The organism is Methylotuvimicrobium sp., from assembly GCF_050611805.1.
Classification (GTDB): domain Bacteria; phylum Pseudomonadota; class Gammaproteobacteria; order Methylococcales; family Methylomonadaceae; genus Methylotuvimicrobium.
Genome location: NZ_JBNGHF010000007.1, coordinates 89,144 through 114,831, shown reverse-complemented (window position 1 = coordinate 114,831; position 25,688 = coordinate 89,144). Strand labels below are relative to the sequence as shown.

Sequence of the window (25,688 nt, the reverse complement as noted above, 5' to 3'; positions counted from 1 at the left end):
GTTTACTGGGCCAATCGTGTTTTGCGAAGAACTATGATTGGCCTTTGTCGTACTCCGAGTTTTATTTTCTATTTCCACATATATGACCGATCCGATTAAAGTGTAGAGTTTCTCACGGAATATTCTTTCTTTGTAACACTAATCTAAGATTCGTTTGGTTTAATTGCAAAGGCTTTAGCTTTTTGTTGAGGCTTGATAAGGTGCTGAGAGTGCCGGTTAGACCTTGCCGCAGTTGGGGCTTGGTCTTTTCTAATTGCTATGCCGAGAGGATGGGCATGGTATTTAAAGTTTTTTGAGTCGAAAACTATGGAATTGTTTGTTAGTTTTATATTATCGTCGGTCATCAGCATTGCATTGATCCCAATTTTGATCAAATCGGCTTCTGTGTTGAATATGGTCGATGAACCCGATGAACGTAAGGTACATACTAAGGCTATTCCAAGATGCGGTGGTTTAGGTTTAGCTATTGCTGCATTATCGGTGATATTGTGGCTGCTCCCTTTTGAAGGTCCTATCGGGCGCTTACTGATCGGAGGCGGCATTATCGTTCTATTCGGCGCTTTGGACGATATTTTAAACCTGAATTATAAATGGAAATTTTTTGGGCAGTTCCTGGCCGTATTCGTTATGGTTTCGGGAGGGATCTATTTAAAATTTTTACCGTTTGCCGGATTGGACCCCGCACCTTTATGGATTGCTTACCCGTTGACGGTTCTATTCGTCGTTGGTGTGACCAATGCCGTGAATCTTTCCGATGGATTGGACGGTCTAGCGGCAGGTATCATGTTGATGACTGTATCGGCAATCGCATTTTATAGCGCCTTGGTCGATTCTAGCAGCCTAGCGATCATGGCGCTTGCGTTGGCGGGCGGAATAGTCGGTTTCTTGCGGTTCAATACTCATCCTGCCATTGTTTTCATGGGCGATACCGGTAGCCAGTTTATCGGCTTCATGGCCTCTTCATTTACGATTTATTTAATCGTCGACGTACATCAAACGCTTAATCCCGCTCTACCTTTATTAATATTGGGCTTGCCTATTTTAGATACCTTGACCGTGATGGTGCAAAGAATACGTTCAGGTCATTCCCCGTTTTCACCCGATAAACGTCATATTCATCATCGCTTATTAAGACTGGGGTTTACTCATGCTGAAGCGGTTGGTGCGATTTATATTTTACAGGCTTTGTTTTTATTAGCGTCATTTTTTCTGCGTTATAAGAGCGATTCGGTTGTATTAGGTTTTTATTTGAGCATTTGTTTTGTCATCTTGTTATTCTTTTATGGTGCGGCCAGGCTGGGGTGGATGCTGCATCCCGTTCAGGAGCCAATAGAAAGACGTAGGAGCTTTTTTAGGCGTTTCAATTGGCTTTATAAATTTTCAAAGTTTTATATCGAATATTCGCTGGCTATTTTTATCGGCATTATGATTTTTGCGATGTTTGGTCATGCAATGATGTTCACGCAATTGGAAATGGTTTTTGCGATCGCTTTTTTATGCCTCTTTTGGTTCTTGAATAATCCCCTCAAGGAAACTTTGACCCGGCTTAGTATCTACGCGGCCGGCGTATTTTCGTGTTTGATATTAAATCCTTCCAATGGTGTCGATCATTGGCTGGTTTGGGGAGTGGATATTTTTTTGGCAGTGCTACTAATTGTGGTTTTTCTGGCGGTTCAAGTGACGCGGAAAACGGTATTTTCATTGACGACGCAGGATGTTTTGGTCGGCTTGTTCATTCTATCGGCAATGTTTTTGGCCGATATCGAGCTGTTGCCGCGTATTTTGTTTCGATTGTTTTGTCTTGGTTACGCGGTCGAATATCTGTTTCACCGCAAAGCAAAAGAGTATCGTCCTTTGAAATTATTGGCGATGTTCTCCGGTGTCATGATTTTGTTAATAGTATTACCGGGAGCCGTGTCGGCGATGAAATAGCCGCTTTCCGAATATTCAATATTTATTTTTAAAAAAATCGACTACAAATTATCGTCTACAAATTACGGTTTATTTCTTCCCAGAGATCTTGATAGGCCTGTATTGAACGGCCTCTTTTGACGAAGCCGCCTAGCGGCATGCGTTCAAGGCCCATGCGTTCGATATCGCTGGCATAAGGGATCGCCGATTTCAGCAATTCCGGGAATTGTTTGGGAGTCGTTTCAAGGATTTCGAGGTGCATTTTTTTGCGGCGATCGACCATCGAAAAAAACGGCATGACTCGTATTTTTTTATTATTCTCTTTTTTGAGAAATTGCTTCAATTGATCCAGCGTTCTTATTGAAAGCGTCGTCGGAATGACGGGCGATAGCAATATGTCTGCGGTTTTGAAGACGGCTTCCGATAATAATGAGATGCTCGGCGGACAATCCAGGAAGATGAAATCGTACTCCTGAGAGAGTGGTTTCAATAGTTTTTCGAGCTGATGCGTCGGTTTTTTCTTGCTTTCTAGCACTAAATCAAGATTTCTAAAAGAAAAGTCCGAAGGCAACAAGTCAAGGTTTTCGAAATCAGTACCTTTAATCATATCGTCCAATTCACGCTTGCCTTCGATCAATTTTTTGCTGCCGCCCTTGATTTTGGGCTTGATTCTGAAATAGTAGCTACTCGCCCCTTGCGGGTCCAGGTCCCATACTAAAGTACGCGATCCGCCTCGTGCCGCCAAATAAGCAAGATTGACGGCCGTGGACGTTTTTCCTACACCGCCTTTAATGTTGAATGTTGCAATGATTTTCATAGTGTTTTCTTGTGCCCTATGTTTTGAGGCCGACCGGCGCTAACAACCGAATAACGAATGAAATGCATCTCGAATATCGGGTTGATCGAATGCGTTGAACTTTTCCTGGAAAGCTTCGCGTGCTTGTTGTCGGCGCTTGTCTATCGTTTGAATCAAAACGCCCATTGCCAGAAACGTGTCGGCCGGTACTCCTTCGTTCATCATCTCTTCGCTAAATTTTTTCAAGGTAATCTCTTGGACTTCTAGATCTTGGAATTCGCCTAAGATATCCTGGAAATGTTTCAGGCTTTTAATCAATGACTTGATCTCATTTTTCGGGTACAGATTTTGAAAAAACTCCATAAGATATCTCAATTTTTTGCAAGTTTTTCGTAAGTCGTGCAGTTCCCCCGGAGGCGATTGATCGGTAATGCGTTGTCCATCTTTGATGATGCGCCGGAAAACTTTTAAGATGCGCTTGTCGGCCAATGTCTTGATCGGTAGCAATGCATTGGCTTGAGTCGGTTTTTTGATCGTCGGCGAGCGTAAAAATTCTTCCCATTCGATTAGCGGCGCGATATAGTCCGGCGATTTTAATTTTTTGGCGAGATTTTTTTGCGCTTGCTTTTGTTTGCGGTCGATAAAATCGTAAAGCGCGTTTAAGTCTTCTCTAAGTGCAGGCGGCACGCTTTTCTTATAATTGTCGAAATCGAGTAGATAAACGTCGAGATCGCGTGTCGGGGTCGTGATTTGACCGAGCCAGGCAAAAAAATGGCTGAAACGCGCCGTTTCGGCGTCGGGTAAAACATTTTTTAGTTGATTGAGTCCGGCACGAGTTCTTCGTACAGCGACTCTAAAGTCATGCAAAAATTCGCTGTCGGTAGCGGCGATGGTGTCTTGTTCGTTGATTTTGATGGCTTTTAGTAAGTAGCTAAAAATATATTTAACCGCAAGATCCGAGCGCATGTTTGGATCGAGCTTGATGTTTAGCTTAGAGGTATAATCTTTTGGTTTTCGTCCTTGTGTTTTAAGCGCGTCGATTAACGGAGGTTGATTGGACTCGACTAAGCCGATGCGAATCAAGGCTTCGATGACCTTGAGAGCGGCTTTATCGTAGCCTTTTACCGGGGTTAATTGAAGCCGGCAAGGGATATATTCGAAGGTATCGATCATTAGTTTCAATACTGTTTTTTCATCCTTATTCAGTACATTGACAAATTTTCGAGTACATTCCAGCGTCGTCAGTGGTAGTAGAGCGCGCATTTCGAGTAATGGAGCGAGTACATTACGGATGTTTTCTGATGGAAATTCTTTCGCGAACTTAGGAACAGAGTCGATGTCGGCTGATGCGATCAGTTGGCCGGTATGAAGGTTTTTCAATGTTAAAATAGAAACTGTTTGGGAACGATTTAATTCGCAGATTATACCGCCTCGATAAAGGCGCCAGTCAAAAGTATCATAATAAGATTTTAAGGTATAGTGTTCGGAAACGGGCTTTAAAATCGCCTTGTCAGCCAATTGGCTCAAAAATTTGTTAGCGGTCAAATACCCCGGAAATTCGAAGTTCAAAGTGGGTGTGGTCATTGGCGGGATATCATTGAAGGATTTGTCAGGAAAATCTTTTCCATAAACTGTCATATTTTTGGAATAGTAACAAGTTAATATGAAAAGTAAATTACAAAATTTTTAGGTTAAAGGTTAAAGGTTAAAGGTGGATGGGGTGGATTTGATGGTTTTTGAGTTGTGGTTCGTTTTTGGCATGGGGATTTTTGAACGATGACTAGAACTTTAATGTTGCTTCGGCATGGTAAATCGGATTGGGAGGTCGATGCCGATGATTTCGATCGCCCTCTGAAAAAACGCGGCAAAAAAGCCGCGGTTCGCATCGGACAATGGATGCGTAAGCAAAAACTAACTCCCGGCTTGATCGTTACTTCGCCTGCCGTGCGTGCGCTGACTACCGCCGAGAGAGTGGGTGAAGCGTTAGGTTTTACCGACTCCGAGATTATTCGGGACTCGCGACTGTATGAAGCCCAATTAGCCGATTTTAAGACTGTTTTATCCGCCTGCCCGACCGATATTGGACGGGTTTTGTTGGTGGGGCATAATCCCGGTCTTGAAACTTTATTGCACTATTTGGTTGCCGACATCGAGACGGCAGAAGACGGTAAATTGCTTGCGACCGCTACACTTGCAGTTTTGACGATGCCGTCCGATTGGACGAAGCTTGGCGAGCATAGTGCGAAATTAGTCTCGGTTACACGCGCTTCGTCGTTGTCATAATTTTGTAACATAAAAGTCATATTCTTATGCAACCGTTCCGCAATGGAATAATGACGTTAACTTCTAAGAGTGTCGATTCATGATGTTTTCATTTAACTTTAACAAAATAACTCTGATATTGAGTTTTTCTATGGTTTCTTTAGTCTCTGGCCCCGCTGGAGCCGTGCAGACAGTCGATCCCGGTCTATCTGACTATCATAAAGTGAGCGGCGTATCCGGCAATCTATCGAGTGAAGGCTCGGACACACTTGCCAATTTAATGACCTTATGGGCCGAGGAATTCAAGCGTATTTATCCGAGCGTTAATATTCAGGTGCAGGCTGCTGGTTCTTCGACCGCGCCGCCGGCGTTGACCGAAGGTAAAGCCAATCTCGGGCCGATGAGCCGGAAAATGAAGGATAACGAGTTAGATGCTTTCGAAAGTAGATACGGCTATAAACCGACTGCGATTCCTGTCGCAATAGATGCCCTAGCGGTATTCGTCAATAAGGACAATCCGGTCCAAGGTTTGACTTTGGCACAGGTCGATGCGATTTTGTCGTCGACACGTAAATGCGGTTATCCAAGCGATATAGTGACTTGGGGACAGGCGGGGCTTGACGGTGCTTGGCAAAACCAAAGCATACAACTATACGGACGCAATTCCGTATCCGGCACATACGGTTATTTCAAAGATGAGGCCTTGTGCAAAGGCGATTTTAAGAATAATGTCAACGAACAACCCGGTTCGGCATCGGTCGTACAATCGGTAACCAGTTCGCTCAATGGAATCGGTTATTCCGGTTTAGGCTATAAGACTTCCGGAGTCAAAACGGTTCCACTGGCATCAAGAGAAGGGCAGGCCTATGTCGATGCGACGCCGGAAAACGCGATTGCCGGTACTTATCCTTTATCGCGTTTCTTGTATGTTTACGTCAACAAGCATCCGAATAAACCTCTAGCGCCGCTCGAGCAAGAATTCATTAAAATGGTTTTATCCAAAACCGGTCAACAAGTCGTCATTAAAGACGGCTATATCCCGTTGCCAGCCAAGGTCGCCAATAAAGTTCTGGGGTCGATAGAATAAGGTGAAAGGTGAAAGGTGAAAGGTGAAAGGTGAAAGGCGCTTGACAAACGATTTAAATACTGCATCATTTTACCGCTTACCGCTTACCGCTTACCGCTTACCGCTTACCGCTTACCGCTCACCGGCACAGTTAAATCGAGCACTATATTGGGACGTATTGACCATTTTCTAGCGGCATTGATCATTCAATCATCCATATGACAGAACCGAAATCCGGGGCTTCGGCCTCTTTGAATGCCATGACGGGCTTTTATCCGCGTTGGCGACTCATCAAGGACAGTGTGGCTCGTTACGGCGTTATCGTTGGCGGCTTGAGCATTATCGCCGCGATAATGTTGATTTTTTTCTATTTATTGTATGTTGTGTGGCCTCTGTTTATCGAGCCTAGCGCAGAATCTGTCGCGCATTACCCTGTGCCGGAGTTGGCGCTTGGCGACACCGCTATGTTGGCTGTCGAGGAGCAAAATGAAGTTGGCGTGCGTTTCACCGAAAACGGACGAATTATTTTCTTTGCCGCGCCTACCGGTAAAACGCTATTGATTCATTCAATCGTTTTGCCGGAAAGCGCCCGGATTAGCAGTTTTGCCGATGGCGGTCCCGAGAAAGGTGTTGCCGTGTATGGCTTGTCGGACGGTCGCGCGATCGTGCTGAAACACAAGTATAACGTGTCATATCCGGAAAACCAGCGGGTCATAACGCCTGTTGTCGATTATCCGTTGGGACGAGAAACGCTGGTTTTGGATGAATCAGGTCAAGCACTCGAAAAGATTGCAATTCGTGTCGATGACGATCAGACCACAATGGTCGCCAAAACGTCGGATAAACGAGTGATATTGACGAGCTTCCAAAAGAAGCGTTCGTTGTTCGACGATGATGAAGATTTCGAACGGACCGACAGCATACTCGATGTGCCGGCTCTCGATATTGCATTTATCTTAATGGACAAGGATCAACGCAATTTATATCTCGCCGATAGCGAAGGTCGTTTGAGTTTTTTCGATATTGCCGATAAGTCGAAACCGGTGATTCGCCAGCATCTGAATGTAATCGAAGCCGGTCGTAAATTGACCTCGATGGTCTTTTTGAACGGTAGTATTTCGTTATTGATCGGTGATTCGGGGGGATTGGTTGCGCAATGGAGCGTAGTCAGGGACGCCCGGAATAATCCGGCGATGCAAAAAATCCGATCGTTCAAGGTATCGGAACAGGCGATTGCCGGCATTAATGCCGAGCAACGCCGCAAAGGTTTTATTGCAGTCGATACCGCGGGCGTCGCCGGTATTTATCATACGACCGCCGAGCGGCAGTTGATCAAAACACAGGTGTCGAATGGGATGCCGAAAACAGTTTCGATGTCGCCGCGAGCCAATGCGTTTATCGTCGAATCCGAGTCGGGCTTCATGGATTTCTGGTCGGTCGAAAACGATCATCCGGAGGTTTCCGTCAAATCGTTATGGCAAAAAGTCTGGTATGAAAGCTACCCGAAGCCCGACTATATTTGGCAGTCTTCCTCGGCGAGCAATGATTTCGAACCGAAATATAGTTTGACGCCGTTGGTATTCGGCACCTTGAAAGCTGCTTTTTACGCAATGCTTATCGCGGTCCCTCTGGCTTTGATGGGTGCGGTTTATACCGCTTATTTCATGGACCCGCGCATGCGTACGCTGGTTAAGCCCGGTATCGAGATTATGGAAGCGTTGCCGACTGTTATTTTAGGTTTTCTAGCGGGGCTTTGGCTCGCGCCGTTTGTCGAAGAGCATTTGGCCGGCATTTTCACGCTTTTGCTGACGATGCCGCCGGCGGTGCTGGTTTTTGCTTATCTATGGCAATTATTGCCGGAATTGGTGAGGCATAAGATTCCGGATGGCTGGGATGCCGCCTTGTTGATCCCCATCATTTTGTTGAGCGGCTGGTTTGCGTTTTTAATTAGCGTGCCTTTGGAATCAGTGCTGTTCGGGGGCAGTTTGCGTAATTGGCTCGATGCCGAATGGGGTATCGGCTATGATCAACGAAATGCCTTGGTGGTGGGGTTGGCGATGGGCTTTGCAATCATTCCGACGATATTTTCGATCGCCGAGGATGCGATTTTTTCTGTTCCGAGACATTTAACGGTCGGCTCTCTCGCCTTGGGCGCGACGCCTTGGCAAACAATGACGCGTGTTGTACTGTTGACGGCTAGCCCTGGGATTTTTTCGGCGATCATGATCGGACTCGGCCGGGCGGTCGGCGAAACGATGATCGTATTAATGGCGACCGGTAATACGCCGGTGATGGATTTGAGTATATTCCAGGGTATGCGCACCTTATCGGCCAATATCGCGGTCGAGATGCCCGAGTCCGAAGTCGATAGTACACATTACCGGGTGCTGTTTTTGGCTGCATTGGTGTTGTTTTTGTTTACCTTTGTCGTTAATACCTTGGCCGAGTTGATTCGCCAGCGCTTACGTGAAAAATATAGTTCCTTATGATCAAACAATGGTTTAAAAGCGGTTCACCGTGGATTTGGCTCAATGCCGCGGCAGTCAGCACTTGCCTGATTTTGGTGGTCGGCCTATTGGCGTTGATCGCATTTCGCGGAGCCTTGCATTTCTGGCCGTCGGATGTCGCCGAATTTATCTATATGGAAGACGGGCGCAAGCAAACTGTCATCGGAGAGATTGTCGATACCAGCACCACAACGGCTTTGATGGCGCGTGCTTCGGGTCATAAGATGTCAGACGATAACGATCTGCTGGTGCAGCACCTGATCAAAATCGGCAACCGAGATTTGACCGGTATGGATTTTCGCTGGATTCTGGACCGTAATATTCAGAGCCGACAGTATCCGGACGATATTCTCGTGCTCGAGCGGCGAGAATGGGGTAATTTTTACGGTTATCCGGTTGCACTCAAGCAAGAAGGGGAAGTGATCGCCGACGGTCCGCAGGTATTTTCGGTTGTGTCGGAGCGATTACGTGATGCCTTGTCGGTCTATAAGCAAATTCAACGGCTCGAAAAGAAGGAAATCGGCGCAGTGAATTACGGTTTGGAGCGTCTGAGGCTTAAACAAAGACGCTTGGAGTTGAACGCGCAATGGGATGAGCAGGCGGAACGAAAGCTTTCGGCCGAACGCGATGAGTACGAGCAGCAATACCGGGACTATCAGGCTGAGTTGCAAAGTTTGTATAAGACGATTAACAGAGATTCCTTGGTGATGAAGGCAGCCGATGGTCGAGAAATCGATATGCCTTTGGCTAAGTTGGTCAGAATTTATCGCCCGAATACGATGAGTGTTTGGGCTAAAACCGGGCATTATTTCGAAAAAATCGCCGAATTTTTGCTGGACGACCCGCGCGAGGCAAATACTGAAGGCGGCATATTTCCCGCAATCTTCGGTACCGTAATGATGGTCATTATTATGTCGGTGATCGTGACGCCGCTTGGCGTGATCGCGGCGATTTACATGCGAGAATATGCGAAGCAGGGCTTTACGACACGCTTGATTCGCATTGCAGTCAATAATCTGGCCGGCGTCCCGTCGATCGTCTACGGCGTGTTCGGCTTGGGTTTTTTCGTGTATATCCTGGGCGGTAATATCGACCAGCTGTTTTTTCCGGAAGCCGCTCCTGCACCGGTTTTTGGAACACCAGGCTTATTGTGGGCGTCGATTACGCTAGCCTTATTGACATTGCCGGTCGTTATCGTATCGACCGAGGAAGGTTTGTCGCGTATTCCGAAATCGATCCGCGAAGGCAGTTTGGCCTTGGGTGCGACGAAGGCCGAAACGTTGTGGCGCACCGTGTTGCCGATGGCGAGCCCGGCGATGATGACTGGTTTGATTTTAGCGGTTGCTAGGGCGGCCGGCGAGGTAGCGCCTTTGATGTTAGTCGGCGTCGTCAAATTAGCGCCATCGTTGCCGCTGGACGAAAATTTTCCATTTTTGCATCTGGATAGAAAATTCATGCATTTGGGTTTTCATATTTACGACGTCGGTTTTCAAAGTCCGAATGTCGAAGCGGCAAGACCCTTGGTCTATGCCACATCCTTATTGTTGGTCGTCGTGATCGTCGGCTTGAATTTATCAGCGGTCGCGATCAGAAATCATCTGCGCGAAAAATACCGGGCTTTGGAAGGTTAACCTAGCTTTAACACATGTAGTCACTAGGCTATTTATTGTTTATTTTCTATTATTTATATTAATTACAATGTCTTACGATCATAAAATGTTAAGGCTGGGTTAAACACCATGACGAATCAACCCTTACGGAAACACATGCTCGATTTGGATGCATTGACTCAAGATAAGAAGCCGCAAGGCATGGCTCAAGAAGAAGTGTGCATCAAGGTACACAATTTGAATCTATTCTATGGCGATCAGCAAGCTTTATACGGCATCGATATGCATATTCCGCGGCAAAAAGTGACTGCCTATATCGGTCCGAGCGGCTGCGGAAAATCGACATTGCTGCGCTGTATCAACCGCATGAACGACCTGGTCGATAATGTCAGAATTGATGGCACTATTTTGCTCGATGATGAAAATATTTACGCCAAATCGGTAAATGTTGCGGCTTTGCGCAGACGGGTCGGAATGGTGTTTCAAAAGCCCAATCCGTTTCCGAAGTCGATCTATGAAAACGTCGCTTATGGCTTGCGGATACAAGGTATCAACGATCGCAGAACACTAGACGAGACCGTCGAGGAGGCTTTGCGCGGCGCGGCGCTTTGGGATGAGGTTAAAGATAGATTGCATGACAATGCTTTAGGTATGTCGGGCGGTCAGCAGCAACGGCTCGTGATTGCTAGGGCAATTGCGATCGAGCCGGAGGTCTTGTTACTGGACGAACCGGCATCGGCTCTGGATCCTATTTCAACGCTGAAAATTGAAGAGCTGATCAACGAATTGAAAGAGAAATACACGATCGTGATTGTCACGCACAACATGCAACAAGCGGCACGCGTATCCGATTACACGGCGTTCATGTACATGGGCAAATTGATCGAATTCGACAATACCAGTCATTTATTCACGAATCCGTCGAAAAAACAAACCGAGGATTACATCACCGGGCGTTACGGCTAAAGGAATGTTAATTTCGCGCAGAGGCGCGGGAAAGAAAGGTTTAAATAGTTCCCACACTGCATAGAAACTTTGGTGGGGGGATGCTCCATCGTCCTTGAACTTCAAAGCAGTTCAGTCAGGATTTACTTCGCTTTCCCCGCGCTTCTGCGGGAAAATTTCCGTTCTCAGTGGGAGCTCATAACTTGGCTGCCGAGGCAACGTCGGAATCGCTATTTCGGGCTTATTTATTAACTACGCTTTCATGCGAGGATAAACCATGGATATTAATAAAATCGGACATCATATTTCGAGCCATTACAATGTGGAGCTCGAGGATATCCGTAATAGCGTTTTGAAGATGGGCGGTATTGTCGAAAGGCAAATCGAATTGGCCGCATTGTCGTTCACCAGTTACGATATGGAAATTGCCGAGCAAGTTATTCAACAAGACGATTTTGTCAACCGACTCGAAAAGCAAATCGATCAGGCCTGTACCGAAATTTTAGCCAAGCGTCAGCCTGCCGCGTTCGATTTACGCTTGTTGTTGTCGGTGATTCGAACGATTAACGATTTGGAACGGATCGGCGATGAGGCGACTAAAATCGCGGAAATGGCGATTCATTTGAGCGATACCGAAGGAAAAACTCGAAACGAGGAATATTACGAGATACAGCATTTGGCCGAGTTGGTTATGAAAATGCTGCGCGGTGCCTTGGATGCATTTGCGCGTTTAAATGTCGAAAGTGCCGTGTCGATTACCGGTCAGGATGCCATGGTCGATCGCGAATACGGCAGCATCATTCGTCAAATGGTAGCGAGGATGATGGAAGACCCACGCAATGTCAGACGAACACTTGATGTGTTGTGGACGGCACGGGCATTGGAAAGGATCGGCGATCATGCCTGCAACATCTGCGAACATGTAATATACATGGTTAAAGGTGAGGATGTCAGGCACATGAGCCACGAAGAACTGGAAAGAAAAATTCAGGGTTCATAAGCAGGGTAAAAAGGGAAGTAGGTTACGTTATTTATCGCCTGCGATAAGACTGTAAAAGTAACCTGACCCCTTTATTCGACCATCGCCTGCGATAAGACTGTAAAAGTAACCTGACCCCTTTATTCGACCCCTTTATTTGCCTATATTTTCGATGACGGTGGGGGCGGATGATAACGGTGAGTTTTAATAAAACCAGAAATGTTTAACAATGGTCGCTCATAACTCGTCAAGCCCTCCCACTTAGCGGGTCAATCTGACTTGATTATTCGATATTCACCAGCGTCAGAATGGTCTCTGCTACATCAGCCAGTCGTCGGTTTTGCTCCATCGCAGCGGAGCGTAACTTTTTGTAAGCAACTTCTTCTGAAAGGTTTAATCTGGCCATCAACAACCCTTTTGCACGTTCGATAGTCTTACGTTCAGCCAAGGCTTTTCGAACAATCGAAAGTTCTGTTTCCATGTCAGCCAGTTTTTTTGACTGTAGTTGCAACATATCGATAATCGATTTGCATTGCGTGCTATCGATGGATGCGGGAGGCATAAATTCCAGTGCCTGTTCCAATGGAATGTTAGGGTTAAAAAAACGGTCGCATAAATCAGCGCGGGGGGGAGGATTGTCCCGTATATGTCTGACCAGTCCTTTAGCATCATGCAAGTCCAATTCAGCTTCGTTGATCAATCTTGAAGTGTAATCATTAATATGCTGTATCAGTGCACACTGCAAGACCCACATATCGGTCAGGCGCGTACTGCAACTCTCAAACCATCTCTCGCTTTGGTTGCTGTCAAGCAGTTGTTTCGACTTGGTTTGGCAAACAACTCTACGCAATTGTTTTATCTTGGAACATGAGGGTGAAAGTTGCAGTTCTCGCCATTTAGCTACGAAGATTTTGTCAGTAAACTCGCAAAAGACTTCAAAGTGCCTTTCCTGAATATCGATTAAGTGCAGGATACGTTGCTGGTGATTGGCATCAATTACTCCAGAGCCGAAGGCATAGGCTCCTAGTGCGCGCTCTTGTCCAGCCAGTTCCTTGCCTTGAACAAAATTAAACAAGGCAACCAACTGTTTTGAGATGCGAGGGTCGATAGCTGTATCTGCGACATCAATAATTAGTGAAATCAAACCGGCAATCAGTCGACTGTATGCGGTGATTGACTCGGTAGCCGATAGATTAAAATTCTCTACTTCTTGGCGCAAAGTCCCTAAATCATCTAGACCTAGCAGCACCCATGCCATGAATGAAAGCGTTTTGGCATTAGCATAGGTGGCTTGATCTACTTGTACTGTAAAAAGTACACGCAAGCGCGTTTCCAGCAAACGTGATTCTTTAATAATGTTCTGACGTATTTCTTTGCATCGTATTCCTGATGATGCCAAATACAGACTGCTAGCCCCTCGCTCGGCTTGCAGGCTATGAATCAGGTTGCAGATGACCTCTACAAAATGGGCGGTCGAAGCAAGGCGTTTAAGCTCTTCAATCTGATGTTGCTTAGCAACTAAAACAATATTCTCGGCAGTCAGGTTCATTTATGATGCGATGATGTTTTGTTCATCTAAAAATATCGCAATAATCACGCCAGGGTACTTTAGTTATAACTCATTGATATATAACAATTAAATATAAGTTAACGATTGGAGGGTTGCACATTTATGGTGCGGATCGCGCACCCGGGGCCGAATCTCTTGTCGGTTAGTCACCGTGGAAAGGTATGAGATGCGCCCCCTACGGTGTTCAAACTATCTTGGAAATTGATAAAGACAATAAGTTATAAAGCGGCAGTTGTTTTCTACCTTTCGCAATTCAAATTTGGCATTGCTTAAGGAGTTGCAGGGGTGTTCGGCTCCTCACCTAACGCTAGGTGAAGGACGAGAATGGATGCGGGCATAGATCCGACATGGACGTATTCACCCAGCACCTAAATTCAATAGCCCATTGGTCATGGTTAATATTTTAGATAATTTAGGTGCTGGGTTCACGGAGACCTTTGACGAATAATCGGTGCCGTTCGACATAAGCCGTGACTCGAAGAGCGAAAGGCGTATGGTTAACGAATGGCCTTAAAGCCGATATCAGTTCGATAATAAATGCCATCCCATTTTATCTCGGCGGTTAATCCATAGGCATTGTCTTGAGCATCCTTAATCGTTTCACCCAAAGCGCAAGCACACAATACTCGGCCGCCCGATGTGACAATATCATTGCCTTGCAACTGGGTGCCGGCATGAAAGATTTTTCGGTCGGCTAGTTCCGATTTAGGCAGGCCCGTGATGACGTCGCCTTTTCGGTAGTCGCCCGGATAACCGCCGGCGGCCAAGACTACGCCTAGTGCGGCACGTTCGTCCCAATCGGTTTCGACTCTATTCAGGTTACCGTCTAAAGCGGCTTCGCAGAGTTTGGTCAAATCGCTTTTTAGACGCATCATGATCGGTTGGGTCTCCGGGTCGCCGAACCGGCAGTTGTACTCGAGAACTTTGAGCGAACCGTTTGGCGCGATCATCAATCCTGCGTATAAAAATCCTGTATAAGGATTGCCGTCTTCAATCATGCCTTGCAGCGTCGGTTCGATGACTTCGCGCATGACTCGATCATGGATTTCCGGTGTCACGATAGGGGCAGGGGAATAGGCACCCATGCCGCCGGTGTTCGGTCCTTTATCGCAGTTATCTCGGGCTTTGTGGTCTTGCGAGGTGGCCATGGGCAAAGCATGTTTGCCGTCGGCAATGACGATGAAGCTAGCTTCCTCTCCGGTCAAAAACTCTTCGATCACGACGCGATTGCCGGCTGCACCGAAGGCATTTCCGGTTAACATGTCTTCGACTGCGCTAGTTGCTTCGGCGACGGTTTGCGCGACAATCACCCCTTTACCTGCCGCGAGTCCGTCGGCTTTGACGACGATCGGCGCCCCTTTAGCTTCGATATAGGCTATTGCTTCGGCGGTATTGGTGAAGGTTTGGTATTCGGCAGTCGGTATGTTGTGGCGTGCCATGAAATCTTTGCAAAAGGCTTTCGATCCTTCCAATTGCGCGGCTTGAGCGGTGGGTCCGAAGCATTTTAAGCCTGCTTCTTGAAAACTGTCGACGATACCTTTGACCAACGGAGCCTCGGGCCCGACGATGGTGAGGTCGATTTGTTGTTGTTTGGCAAAGGCTAGTAATGCCTTTACGTCGTCAGCCGCAATGTCGACATTTTCAAGACTGGGTTCTAATGCGGTTCCGGCATTGCCGGGCGCAACGAAGACTTTTTCCGCTTTCGGGGATTGCGCGGCTTTCCAAGCCAAGGCATGTTCGCGGCCGCCGCCGCCGACAATAAGAATTTTCATTCGGTTTCTCAAAATTGGGGTTTAATTAATGGCACACATGACACCGACTTAATGGATCAACACTGGTTTTTAAATTCCTAAGCGCTTTTTCGATTACAAAGTGAGTCATTCTTCAGTCACCCTCCTTGAAAAAGAGGGGTTAGGGGAGATTATTTTCCATCGCTCCCATAGCTCTGTATCACTACTATTAGGTTAAGTCGTCATCTGGCAAAAGTCTGCCGACATTCCGGTTCTTCCTCGTTCCCACTGCTCCAGCGTGGGAATGCATACCGATCTTGTCTCGACAACCAAGGTATGGGTTCCCACGGAGGACCTTGGGAACCAGAAAAGCCTGCCATCCATGGCAACTGGATTACGGCAGTCCATGCCGAAATGACGGGTTTTCGTTAACTTAGGAACGATCATGAAATAACTTCGAAAACTGTTGGAAGGTGGGCGGTGGCTCGATTGACAGGTGTTAGGCGGCAGGGATAGCTGCCGTTAAGCCTACATGGATGTATTCACGGTGTCCTGTCAAGTGAGTCACCAAACCGCCGCAAAGCCTATTACTTGTAGAAGTTATTTTGTGCATATTCCTTAGTGGCAGTGATGCTAACCGAGTTCTATTTTGATGATAGTGGCTAGTGCCGGAAATGGCGCATGCCGGTAAAGACCATTGCGATATCGTGCTCGTCGGCCGCCGCAATGACTTCGTTGTCGCGCATCGAACCTCCGGGTTGAATTACGGCCGTGATGCCGCATTCTGCGGCCGAATCGATGCCGTCGCGAAACGGAAAGAACGCGTCCGATGCCATCACCGATCCCGTCACGGACAATCCTTCGTCGGCGGCCTTGATGCCGGCGATTTTAGCCGAATATACACGACTCATTTGTCCGGCCCCGACGCCGATCGTTTGACCGTTTTTACAATAGACGATCGCGTTGGATTTGACAAATTTGGCTACCTTCCAAGCAAACATCAAGTCGGCTAGTTCCTGGGTAGTCGGAGCGCGGCGGCTGACAACTTTTAGTTCGGCTTGCGCCACGGTGCCGTGATCGAGGTCTTGCACCAATAATCCGCCAGTCACTTTTTTGTAATCGAAGCCTGGCTCGTTACCGCTGGTCCAGATACCCGTTTCGAGCACCCTGACATTTTGTTTTTTCGCGAGAATAGCGCGTGCGGCGTTGTTAACTGTAGGCGCGATAATGACTTCGACGAATTGCTGTTCGATGATGGCCGAGGCGGTTGCTTCATCGAGTTCTCGGTTGAAAGCGATGATGCCGCCGAATGCCGAGGTTGGGTCGGTCGCATGGGCTCTGTCGTAAGCCTCTAGAATAGTGTCCGCAATTGCGACGCCGCACGGATTGGCATGTTTGACGATAACGCAGGCGGGCTGCTCCTCGAAGGACTTGACACATTCAAGCGCAGCGTCAGAGTCGGCAATATTGTTATAGGAAAGTTCTTTTCCTTGTATTTGATTCGCGGCGGCGATGCTTCCTGCGGACGGATTGCGCTCCCGGTAAAAAGCGGCCGATTGGTGAGGATTTTCACCATAACGCATGGTTTGTTTGAGTTTGAACTGCAAATTTAGGACTTCGGGAAACGTTTGGCCATTTACTTGGCCCAGGTAGGCTGAAATTGCGGTATCGTAATTTGCGGTATGTTGAAAACATTTCAAGGCTAGGCTGAAGCGTGTTTCTTGGGATAAGCCAATGTTGTTTTCTCTTAATTCCGACAAGATGGCTTCGTAATCCCTTGGGTCTACGACGACAGCGACGTCGTTATGGTTTTTGGCGGCCGCGCGAATCATTGTCGGTCCGCCAATATCGATATTTTCGATTGCGGTTTCCAGGTCGCAATCCGGTCTGGCGATGGTTTTTTCGAACGGATAAAGGTTGACCACAACCATGTCGATCGCAGCGATGCCGTTGGCGGCCATCACTTCATCGTCGATGCCGCGCCGGGCCAATATACCGCCGTGTATCTTCGGATGCAGGGTTTTGACTCTTCCGTCCATCATTTCCGGAAAACCGGTATAGTCGGAGACTTCAATAACAGGAATGTCTTGTTCAGCCAGGGCTTTTGCCGTACCGCCGGTAGATAAAACTTCAATGCCTAAGTCGTTCAGTGCTCGGCAGAGTTCAACGATGCCGTATTTGTCGGAAACGCTGACTAGTGCGCGAGTAACTTTTTTGTACATGAGTGGGGCCTCGGGTAAGGAGTGTTGATCGGTATCGAAAAGGGTTTCAGGTATCACTGGGCAGTTAAGCCACAAAAAATAGAAAGTTTATGAAGATCTTAGGGGGTTATAGAAAGGGTATTCATCGATAATCGACAATTCGATTAATGCCTTTTTCTTTTCGTGGTTAAATTTTTTTTAGGTAGCCCAGAAAGGTAATATCCTTGAACGAGAGCGGTATTAGTAAAATTAACCCAGCTTTAACAAAGCTAGCTCCATAATATTCTTTATTTTCAATATTCTATCTTTACTAAATGTTATGGCTGGGTTAAGAAATACCGTATTGGTCCAGTTTTTTACGTAAGGTGCTACGACTTAAACCGAGTACTTTGGCTGCCTTGGTTTGGTTGTAACCGGCATGCTGTAGCGTGACTTCCAGCAGCGGTTTTTCGACTTCACCGATGACCATTGCGTGGAGTCCTGCCGCATCATGACCGTTTAGTTGCGAAAAATAGAGCTCAATGGCTTGTTTGACCTGTGCAGACAACGGTATTGCGGTCGGTATTTTATTGTCAATATTAATCACCTTAGCGGATTGTTGAGTTGCTTCCATATTATGCAGCACGATGGTATGAAAAATGCCGGAATGCCGAGTCGATATGCTGAATTTGTTCGATCGGCTGTTGAGCTCGGTTGATAGCATTGCGAATTTCGACAGGTAAGATGCCGAGCCTGTCAAGATACCAACCGATATGTTTGCGCGCTATTTTAACACCGCTTAGGTTGCCGTAGAAACTATATAATTGTTGTACATGACTCAATAAAGTTTCGCGGGTCGAGTCGATAGTTTGCGATTCTAAGGGTTCGTCGCTATGTAAAGAATTGATTATGTCGCTAAAAATCCAAGGGTTGCCTTGAGCGCCGCGGCCGATCATTAGCGCATCGGCCCCCGTTTTTTTCAGGACATAACGAGCCTTGTCGGCCGAGTCGATGTCGCCATTCGCGATGACCGGGATAGCGATGTTTTTTTTGATTTGCTTGATGGTTTCGTATTCGGCGTTGCCATTGAATTTACAGGCGCGTGTTCGACCATGTATGGTCAGTGCGGCAATGCCGGCTTCTTCGGCTATTTTAGCGATAGCCGGCGCATTACGATTTTGTGGATCCCATCCGGTGCGGATTTTCAATGTGACTGGAACCGAAACTGCCTCGACGACGGCTTCGAGAATGCGTTTGACTAGATCCTCATCCCTCATTAGGGCAGAGCCGGCGGCGACTGCACAGACTTTTTTGGCAGGGCATCCCATGTTGATATCGATGATGTCGGCGCCCCGGTCGACGTTAAGTCTAGCGGCGTCGGCCATTTGCCGCGGATTTGTTCCGACAATCTGCACCGAACGAAGGCCCGTTTCGCCGCTGTGGTCGGCTTTTAATAAGGTGCGTTTATTGGTTTGCAATGACGGCAGGGAGCTGACCATTTCAGATACGGCAAGTCCCGCGCCAAATTGTTTGCAGAGCGTTCTGAACGGGCGGTCGGTAATTCCGGCCATTGGGGCGAGAATTAGATTGTTTTCGAGAGTATGCGGTCCTATTTGCATGGTTTCAAGTAAACAGTCAGCGGTTAGTGGTGAATAGTGAGTGGTGGCTTGGGACGTTGGGGCGTCTCTTGATCCAGAGAGTATGACTTCTAATATGGATTTCGTGAAAAATAATTTCCTGGAGCTATGAGTTTTGTAGCGGGTTCGGTAACTCGCTTAACAGGGCGCCGTGAATACGTCCGTGTAGGCTTGACGGCGGCTTTCCCTGCCGCCGACACCTGTCAATCGAGCAACCGAACCTGCTTGCCATGCATTAAAAATAGGGAAGTTATTTATGACCGAATCCATCGTGTTGTGGAATTCGCTATATAGGCTAAATCGCCCGCAAAACTTTTAGCTGCTAATCCATTATCCATTCACTATTCTCCATTTTTTATTCACTTTTCTCTTTTTCAACTTCGTCATTCCAGATGGGGTTAACGCGGTCTTCCGGGTTAAGCTTATCTTCATCATTTTGATAAATATGCCAGAACGATTTATCGATAGCGCCGTTTTTATAGTTTTCTTTTTTCTCGTGACCGAATGGACACCACCAATTTTCAACGATTTTGACCATGTAAGTATGCCACTCGAATAAGCCGACGCTGAGCGGGCAGTACCAAGTACAGTTGAATAGCCAATAAAGTTTCGATTGTGAAGGACTCAATTTGAATGTCGGGTCCATTGTAATTTGGTTTTTTAAGTTATAGCGGTGGGTCGAGCGGGCCGGCAAGAAGTCGGATAAGGTTTTGAGGTCTTCGGCGCCGATCAAGCGTAAATGTAGATAGGTTAAGTAAGCGCTAGCAAATACGAATGGTAACGTCAGTATCGGTAAATAAATCAACGGAACCCCGATCGCTCTTTTCCAAACAGGAACGTTTCGGTAATTGCGTCCGATGGCAACGCGGTGTGCGCAAGAATTGCAGGCTTTCATGGTTAATAGACCTCTTTATTAGGTGGTTTGATTGGGTCGTCGGATTGATTGGCGTCGGTGCTTTGATTTTCGTTGAGCAGTTGATAAATGCTCAAACAACCGGCACAGCAGAAGGGTAACTGTTTTGTAGGTGTGTCGAGTGTAAAGCCCTTTATTTCAACCGATTGGCCGCACAATGCGCATGGCGGCTTTGTTGCTTCAGTAGACATATAACGAAAAGGTCATAAGCTTGGAGAAACGGCGCAAAAAAACGTCTTTAGATAATCCGTTTCGGGTATTGCCGGGTGTATCGGGTGATCGGGGCCCTGTCCGCCGGCGGCAAAAAAAATTAAATGTCGATCTATATGGCGCGCCGAAGATCTTAGGATCTCGTGGAGCGCATCGCGTCCTAGATGGTGTGAACAGGATGCTGAAACCAGTATGCCGTTCGGAGATAATATTTGCAAGGCTAAATGATTGAGGCGCCGGTAGGCTTCATAGCCTTGCTTAAAATCTTTTTTGCGTTTGATCAATGCGGGCGGATCAAGGACGATAATATCGTAATGTCGGTTTTCTTGACGTGCTGTCTTCAGAAAATCGAAAACATCGCTATGCACGAACTTCATTTTTGTTTCCACGGCGTTTAATTGCGCATTGTTCGATGCAAGTTTCAGCGCATTTTCCGAGGCATCGACGCAAGTGACTTCGGAGGCTCCGGCGACGGCGGCAGGAATGCTCCAAGCCCCGGTATAGCAGAACAGATCCAATACGCTTCGTTCTTTACATAGTTGCATAAGACGATTGCGGCTGTCGCGATGGTCATAAAACCAGCCGGTTTTTTGGCCATCTTGAATATCGACTCTAAATAAGCAACCGTTTTCTTCAATGATCATTGTTTCCGGCAGGCTGCCGTAGATGATTTCATTGTCTAAAGGCAGACCTTCCAAAGCTCGTTGACTATTGTCGTTTTTCAATACGATGGCTTGCGGGTTAAATAATTCGATCAGGGCGGTTAGTAAGTCATTTCTGTGGCGCTCAATGCCAGCAGTCGTGATTTGCACCGATAAAACATCGCCGAAACGGTCCACAACCAAGCCGGGTAGGCCGTCGCTTTCTCCGAACACAAGGCGATAATAAGGTTTACCGAAGAGTTGTTCGCGCAGTTGCAATGCGGTACTTAGTCGTTTTTTAAAAAATTTGACGCTACAGCTCAAGTCGGACTTTCTGGATAATAAGCGCGCGCAAATCAAGGTGTGTGGATTGATATAGGCGCTGCCCAATGGTTTGTCATCAGCCGCAAGGATATTAACCAGTTGCCCGGGTTCAAAATCGTTGAGCGCGCTTCGTTTGGTGTCGATTTCATTACTGAAAATCCATAAATACCCTTGGCGCAAGCGTCGGTCTTCGTTTTTCTTTAAATAAATTTCAGGATGCGGCATGAATTAACCCAGCTTTAACATTTCTCTATCATAAGTTATTGAAAAAATATGTGATAATAAATCTAATGGCGCTACAAGGTTAAATTTGCATGATTTTTAATTTTGTTAATTCAGTAGCATAGGCCGTAGACACTACATTTGTTAATGCTGGGTTAAATAAGTTCGAAAGTATAGCCGCCGACCGAAGTGCCGGGCGCGGCGATGGCGAGACCGATTTCGATGGTTTCGTGAGGCGCGATTTTGTCGGTGCGGAAAGTTAAATTGTCCGGTGTAAATGCACGTTGCGCGAACGGTTCGCCGGAAAGCTTCAGTAACGTCAGTTTTACGCCCGGATGCGGTTGGGCGAATTCAGCCTGATTGTTGATGATGGCTTTAAAATAGTAATTTTGATCGGCTGTCAAGATCAGCGAACTCGCTAAAACCGAAAAGTCGGTCAGGTTTCTGTAATCGGGTAATGAACAGCCTAAATAAGAACACGCTTCAATGAACCAGGGTCTGAATTTTTCGTGTTGTAATGCCGAAGGACCTTGGAAATAGATAATTTGTCCGCACAACAGGATGAGGCCTGCGGCTGCGGATAAATTCCATAAAAGCGGGTTGGCGGGCTTTCGGTCTTGTACCCAAGGTAGTTGTTCTTCAGAGGGGGCCAATGGAACATCCGCCGGAGTTTCGCCGAGTCGTTGCAGTGCATCGAATTGCGTCGAGCAGTGGCTGCAGCGGATTATGCCCCGAGTTTCGCGTAATTGATCTATTGTCAACGTTTGCGGGTGGTGACATTCGGGGCATTGTGTGAACATCGCTTATTTATCTTTTCGTCCGTCCAGACGACACCAGTCCTCTTGGATTGCCGGCGGATTGAGTGTAATAAAAGGCCGGTACGCTGCGCTGACGGCTTCGGCTTGTTCGTTCAAAATACCGGATAAAACCAAAGAGCCGGAGGGCGCGAGTAGTGCGGCGATCTTGCCGGATAATTCGATCAGCGGTTGAGCCAAAATATTTGCTATAACGATGTCGGCGGTGCGGGCTGCGAATTGTTCCGGTAAGTAGCATCGGATTTTATCGGCAATGCCGTTTTTTATCGCATTGTCGTGTGTCGCCGTTAGTGCCTGCGGATCGATATCGATAGCATGTGCTTCACGAGCGCCGAGCAACACAGCGGCAACCGCTAATATTCCCGATCCGCAGCCGTAATCGATGACGGTTTTGTCGCTCAGGTCATGTTCGGCAAGCCATTCCAGGCACAATGCGGTAGTCGGATGCGTGCCGGTACCGAAGGCAAGCCCCGGGTCGAGAGTCAGGCAAACCGTGCCGGGCTCTTGTTGCTCTTGTCCGGTCGGACAAACCCAAAGTCTATCGGCAAACTTCATCGGATGATAATGTTCCATCCAGGCTCTCTCCCAGGCTTGGTCTTCAAGAATCTCTGCCGACCACTCCTTGAGCGAATGCTGATTAAAAGCGTCGAAGACTCGTGCTTTAATGTCTTCCGGCTGGGTATCGAGTTCAAACAAAGCAATGACTTTTGTATTAGGCCAGATCTTGGTTTCGCCGGGCAGGGGCTCATAGACCGGTTGGTCTTCGGCATCCATGTAAGTAACCGAAACCGCGCCCAGATCGCTGAAATAATCAGAAAGTTCGGGCGCCGAGACTTCGTCGGTAATCACGCTTAATTGATGCCAAGACATAAAGCTATTATTGTTGATTAAAGAAGGGTATTTGCTAGAAATGCTTACTCAGCTGGAATCTTGCGGTCGGGTCAGCAATAGCGTAACCCGACCCAATCAAGCACGCTAGTTTAAGTCCAATAGCTTTTCAAGATAGTGAATGTTGCGTTGTCCGGCGATGAATCCGGAGTCGGTCATGATGTCTTTTTGGAGCGGTATATTCGTTTTTATACCGTCGATCACCATTTCGTTCAATGCGGTCGTCATTCTTGCAATCGCACTATTGCGGTTTTCGCCGTGCGCGATTAGCTTCCCGATCATCGAGTCGTAATAGGGCGGCACTTTGTAACCGTTATAAATGTGTGTTTCGCACCGAATGCCGGGGCCGCCTGGCATGTGGAATTGATGAATCGTGCCCGGGCAGGGCATGAAGGTTTTCGGGTCCTCGGCATTCAGTCGACACTCGATCGCATGACCTTGAATTTTGACTTGCTCTTGGGTAATCGATAAGGGTAAGCCGTAGGCGATACGTAATTGTTCCTTAACAATATCGAAGCCGGTGACCATTTCGGTAACTGGATGCTCGACTTGAACCCTCGTATTCATTTCTATGAAGAAGAATTCGCCTTTTTCATATAAGAATTCGAAAGTTCCGGCGCCCAGGTAGCCGATATCGCGGCAAGCTTTGGCGCACAATTCGCCCATACGGTTACGTTCTTCGTCGGTAATGCCGGGGGCGGGCGCTTCCTCGACGACTTTTTGGTGCCTGCGCTGCATCGAGCAATCACGCTCGCCAAGATGAATCGCATTACCGTGTGAATCGGCCATCACCTGGAATTCGATATGGCGGGGATCTTCTAGGAATTTTTCCATGTACACCGTATCGTTTCCGAATGCGGCACCCGCTTCCGCTTTCGTCATGGTAATGGCATTGATCAATGCGGCTTCGGTATGTACGGTACGCATTCCGCGTCCGCCACCGCCGCCGGAGGCTTTAATGATAACCGGATAGCCGATTTCCTGAGCCATTTGCAGGTTTTGCTTACTATTGTCGGTCAATGGATTGCCGTTGCCCGGTACACAGGGAATGCCGGCTGCTATCATTGCCTTTTTTGCGGCGATTTTGTCGCCCATTATGCGGATAGTATCTGCATTCGGACCGATGAAAACAAAGCCGCTTTGCTTTACTTTCTCCGAAAAATCGGCATTTTCCGATAGAAAGCCATAGCCCGGATGAATGGCTTCGGCATCTGTGACTTCGGCCGCGCTGATGATGGCTGGGATATTCAGATAACTATCGGTTGATGGAGCAGGGCCTATGCAAACCGACTCGTCGGCTAGCCTGACGTGTTTAAGATCGCGGTCGGCCACCGAATGTACCGCGACCACTTTGATACCCAGTTCACGGCAGGCGCGCAAAATGCGCAACGCTATTTCGCCTCGATTGGCGATGACTATTTTATCGAACATGATTAAATACCTTTGGGCTGTTATTCAATGACAAACAAAGGTTGGTCATATTCGACGGGTTGGCTGTTTTCAACCAATATTTGCGTCACCGTACCGGTTTTATCGGCTTCGATTTGATTGAGGATTTTCATCGCTTCTATGATGCAGAGAGTATCGCCAGCTTGAACCGATTGCCCGATATCGACAAAAGGCTTGGCGCCGGGAGAAGCGGACCTGTAGAAAGTGCCGACCATCGGCGATTTTACAATATGACCGGTTATTTTTTTCTCGGCCGGTTCTACAGGGCTTGGTGCGGGTGCCGAAGATAGGGCGGTCGGGGCGAATTGAGCCGGTGCGTAGTTCACTTGCGCGGCATTCGAGTAACGACTAATTCGGACGGATTCTTCCCCCTCACTGATTTCTAATTCGGCAATATCCGATTCTTCGATGAGCTCAATCAGTTTTTTTATTTTTCTAATATCCATTGTGTTATGTTCTCTTTGCTAATATCTCGTGAGCGGCCGTCAAGGCCAATTCGTAACCGATGGCTCCCAGTCCGCAAACAACTCCCACGGCAATATCCGAAAAATAGGAATGTTTTCTAAAAGCTTCCCGGGCATGTACGTTCGACAGATGCACTTCAATGAAGGGAATCTTGGTCGCCAGCAATGCGTCGCGTATCGCCACGCTGGTATGAGTAAAAGCTGCTGGATTAATAATGATAAAATCGACATCGTTGGAAAATGATCGATGAATCAGTTCCACGATTTGGTGCTCGGCGTTATATTGGTGAAAACGGAGCGCGTGACCAAGAGTCGAGGCGGATTTTTCCATCGCCAGCTGTATATCGGCTAAGGTTTTGCTACCGTAATGGGTAGGTTCTCTTAGGCCCAGCAGATTCAAGTTCGGACCGTTAATAACGCAAATATTCGCCATGCAATTGAAGTGCTAATTTAGATTCGGTGCCGATAATTCTCCCTAATTTAAGCACGTTTGTCCATATTTATGTCATTTAACACAAATACGCCGTAAAAACTGGATCTTTTAAGAACTTTGCCTGATTTATCGAATG

Annotated in this window: 22 protein-coding genes; 7 read left to right on the top strand and 15 right to left on the bottom strand. The window is 47.2% G+C overall.

Translation table 11 applies throughout. From position 1 onward, the window contains the following. The first annotated feature begins 306 nt into the window (after positions 1 to 306). Complete coding sequence (locus ACRJJO_RS05700) at positions 307 to 1,932, top strand: glycosyltransferase family 4 protein (protein ID WP_431064924.1); 1,626 nt, start codon at positions 307 to 309, stop codon at positions 1,930 to 1,932. Positions 1,933 to 1,987: 55 nt separating this feature from the next. Here ACRJJO_RS05700 and ACRJJO_RS05695 read toward each other — a convergent pair whose 3' ends face one another. Together ACRJJO_RS05695 and ACRJJO_RS05690 are read right to left on the bottom strand one after the other, a co-directional pair. Next, positions 1,988 to 2,728, bottom strand: coding sequence for a ParA family protein (locus ACRJJO_RS05695; protein WP_431064923.1), 741 nt, complete (start codon positions 2,726 to 2,728; stop codon positions 1,988 to 1,990). Between the two features lie 39 nt (positions 2,729 to 2,767). Further along, on the bottom strand, positions 2,768 to 4,291 hold the full coding sequence (locus ACRJJO_RS05690) for a CHAD domain-containing protein (RefSeq protein WP_431064922.1): 1,524 nt from the start codon (positions 4,289 to 4,291) through the stop codon (positions 2,768 to 2,770). Between the two features lie 192 nt (positions 4,292 to 4,483). Here ACRJJO_RS05690 and ACRJJO_RS05685 point away from each other — a divergent pair, with 192 nt between their 5' ends. The 6 genes from ACRJJO_RS05685 to phoU all read left to right on the top strand — a co-directional run bounded on the left by ACRJJO_RS05685 (position 4,484) and on the right by phoU (position 12,097). After that, positions 4,484 to 4,990, top strand: a complete 507-nt coding sequence (locus ACRJJO_RS05685) for a SixA phosphatase family protein (RefSeq protein WP_431064921.1) — start codon at positions 4,484 to 4,486, stop codon at positions 4,988 to 4,990. A 79-nt stretch (positions 4,991 to 5,069) separates the two neighbouring features. Continuing rightward, positions 5,070 to 6,056, top strand: coding sequence for a PstS family phosphate ABC transporter substrate-binding protein (locus ACRJJO_RS05680; RefSeq protein ID WP_431064920.1), 987 nt, complete (start codon positions 5,070 to 5,072; stop codon positions 6,054 to 6,056). Positions 6,057 to 6,253: 197 nt separating this feature from the next. Further along, positions 6,254 to 8,524: an ABC transporter permease subunit gene (locus ACRJJO_RS05675; RefSeq protein WP_431064919.1), complete on the top strand. Its 2,271-nt coding sequence runs from the start codon at positions 6,254 to 6,256 to the stop codon at positions 8,522 to 8,524. Further along, positions 8,521 to 10,173 carry a phosphate ABC transporter permease PstA gene (gene pstA, locus ACRJJO_RS05670; protein WP_431064918.1) on the top strand — a complete coding sequence of 551 codons (1,653 nt, stop codon included), beginning with the start codon at positions 8,521 to 8,523 and terminating at the stop codon, positions 10,171 to 10,173. Before ACRJJO_RS05675 ends, pstA begins: the two co-directional genes overlap by 4 nt. Before the next feature lie 135 nt (positions 10,174 to 10,308). After that, entirely contained in the window at positions 10,309 to 11,118 is an 810-nt protein-coding gene (pstB, locus tag ACRJJO_RS05665; protein ID WP_431064939.1) for a phosphate ABC transporter ATP-binding protein PstB, read from the top strand. A gap of 256 nt (positions 11,119 to 11,374) precedes the next feature. Beyond that, positions 11,375 to 12,097, top strand: coding sequence for a phosphate signaling complex protein PhoU (gene phoU / locus ACRJJO_RS05660; RefSeq protein ID WP_431064917.1), 723 nt, complete (start codon positions 11,375 to 11,377; stop codon positions 12,095 to 12,097). Positions 12,098 to 12,359: 262 nt separating this feature from the next. Here phoU and ACRJJO_RS05655 read toward each other — a convergent pair whose 3' ends face one another. The 13 genes from ACRJJO_RS05655 to aroQ all read right to left on the bottom strand — a co-directional run bounded on the left by ACRJJO_RS05655 (position 12,360) and on the right by aroQ (position 25,552). Further along, on the bottom strand, positions 12,360 to 13,625 hold the full coding sequence (locus ACRJJO_RS05655; protein ID WP_431064916.1) for a nitrate- and nitrite sensing domain-containing protein: 1,266 nt from the start codon (positions 13,623 to 13,625) through the stop codon (positions 12,360 to 12,362). 518 nt (positions 13,626 to 14,143) lie between these two features. Further along, positions 14,144 to 15,418: a phosphoribosylamine--glycine ligase gene (gene purD, locus ACRJJO_RS05650; protein WP_431064915.1), complete on the bottom strand. Its 1,275-nt coding sequence runs from the start codon at positions 15,416 to 15,418 to the stop codon at positions 14,144 to 14,146. Positions 15,419 to 16,038: 620 nt separating this feature from the next. Then, positions 16,039 to 17,598: a bifunctional phosphoribosylaminoimidazolecarboxamide formyltransferase/IMP cyclohydrolase gene (gene purH / locus ACRJJO_RS05645; RefSeq protein WP_431064914.1), complete on the bottom strand. Its 1,560-nt coding sequence runs from the start codon at positions 17,596 to 17,598 to the stop codon at positions 16,039 to 16,041. Positions 17,599 to 17,905: 307 nt separating this feature from the next. Next, positions 17,906 to 18,190: a helix-turn-helix domain-containing protein gene (locus ACRJJO_RS05640; protein ID WP_341325462.1), complete on the bottom strand. Its 285-nt coding sequence runs from the start codon at positions 18,188 to 18,190 to the stop codon at positions 17,906 to 17,908. A gap of 1 nt (position 18,191) precedes the next feature. Then, a complete protein-coding gene (gene dusB / locus ACRJJO_RS05635; protein WP_431064913.1) occupies positions 18,192 to 19,175 on the bottom strand; it encodes a tRNA dihydrouridine synthase DusB in 984 nt (327 codons plus the stop codon). Between the two features lie 373 nt (positions 19,176 to 19,548). After that, the gene (locus tag ACRJJO_RS05630; RefSeq protein WP_431064912.1) at positions 19,549 to 20,088 is read right to left on the bottom strand and encodes a hypothetical protein; all 540 of its coding nucleotides are present in this window, start codon (positions 20,086 to 20,088) and stop codon (positions 19,549 to 19,551) included. A gap of 2 nt (positions 20,089 to 20,090) precedes the next feature. After that, positions 20,091 to 20,297 (bottom strand): metal-binding protein, encoded by a 207-nt coding sequence (locus ACRJJO_RS05625; protein WP_431064911.1) that lies wholly within the window; start codon positions 20,295 to 20,297, stop codon positions 20,091 to 20,093. A gap of 12 nt (positions 20,298 to 20,309) precedes the next feature. Next, positions 20,310 to 21,506: a class I SAM-dependent rRNA methyltransferase gene (locus ACRJJO_RS05620; protein ID WP_431064910.1), complete on the bottom strand. Its 1,197-nt coding sequence runs from the start codon at positions 21,504 to 21,506 to the stop codon at positions 20,310 to 20,312. A gap of 152 nt (positions 21,507 to 21,658) precedes the next feature. Then, entirely contained in the window at positions 21,659 to 22,303 is a 645-nt protein-coding gene (locus ACRJJO_RS05615) for a zinc-ribbon and DUF3426 domain-containing protein (protein WP_431064909.1), read from the bottom strand. Positions 22,304 to 22,306: 3 nt separating this feature from the next. Beyond that, positions 22,307 to 23,188 carry a 50S ribosomal protein L11 methyltransferase gene (prmA, locus tag ACRJJO_RS05610; RefSeq protein ID WP_431064908.1) on the bottom strand — a complete coding sequence of 294 codons (882 nt, stop codon included), beginning with the start codon at positions 23,186 to 23,188 and terminating at the stop codon, positions 22,307 to 22,309. A 105-nt stretch (positions 23,189 to 23,293) separates the two neighbouring features. After that, positions 23,294 to 24,637, bottom strand: coding sequence for an acetyl-CoA carboxylase biotin carboxylase subunit (gene accC / locus ACRJJO_RS05605; RefSeq protein WP_431064907.1), 1,344 nt, complete (start codon positions 24,635 to 24,637; stop codon positions 23,294 to 23,296). A 20-nt stretch (positions 24,638 to 24,657) separates the two neighbouring features. Then, positions 24,658 to 25,101: an acetyl-CoA carboxylase biotin carboxyl carrier protein gene (accB, locus tag ACRJJO_RS05600; RefSeq protein WP_431064906.1), complete on the bottom strand. Its 444-nt coding sequence runs from the start codon at positions 25,099 to 25,101 to the stop codon at positions 24,658 to 24,660. Between the two features lie 4 nt (positions 25,102 to 25,105). Next, positions 25,106 to 25,552 carry a type II 3-dehydroquinate dehydratase gene (gene aroQ, locus ACRJJO_RS05595; RefSeq protein ID WP_341325454.1) on the bottom strand — a complete coding sequence of 149 codons (447 nt, stop codon included), beginning with the start codon at positions 25,550 to 25,552 and terminating at the stop codon, positions 25,106 to 25,108. Positions 25,553 to 25,688 lie beyond the last annotated feature (136 nt).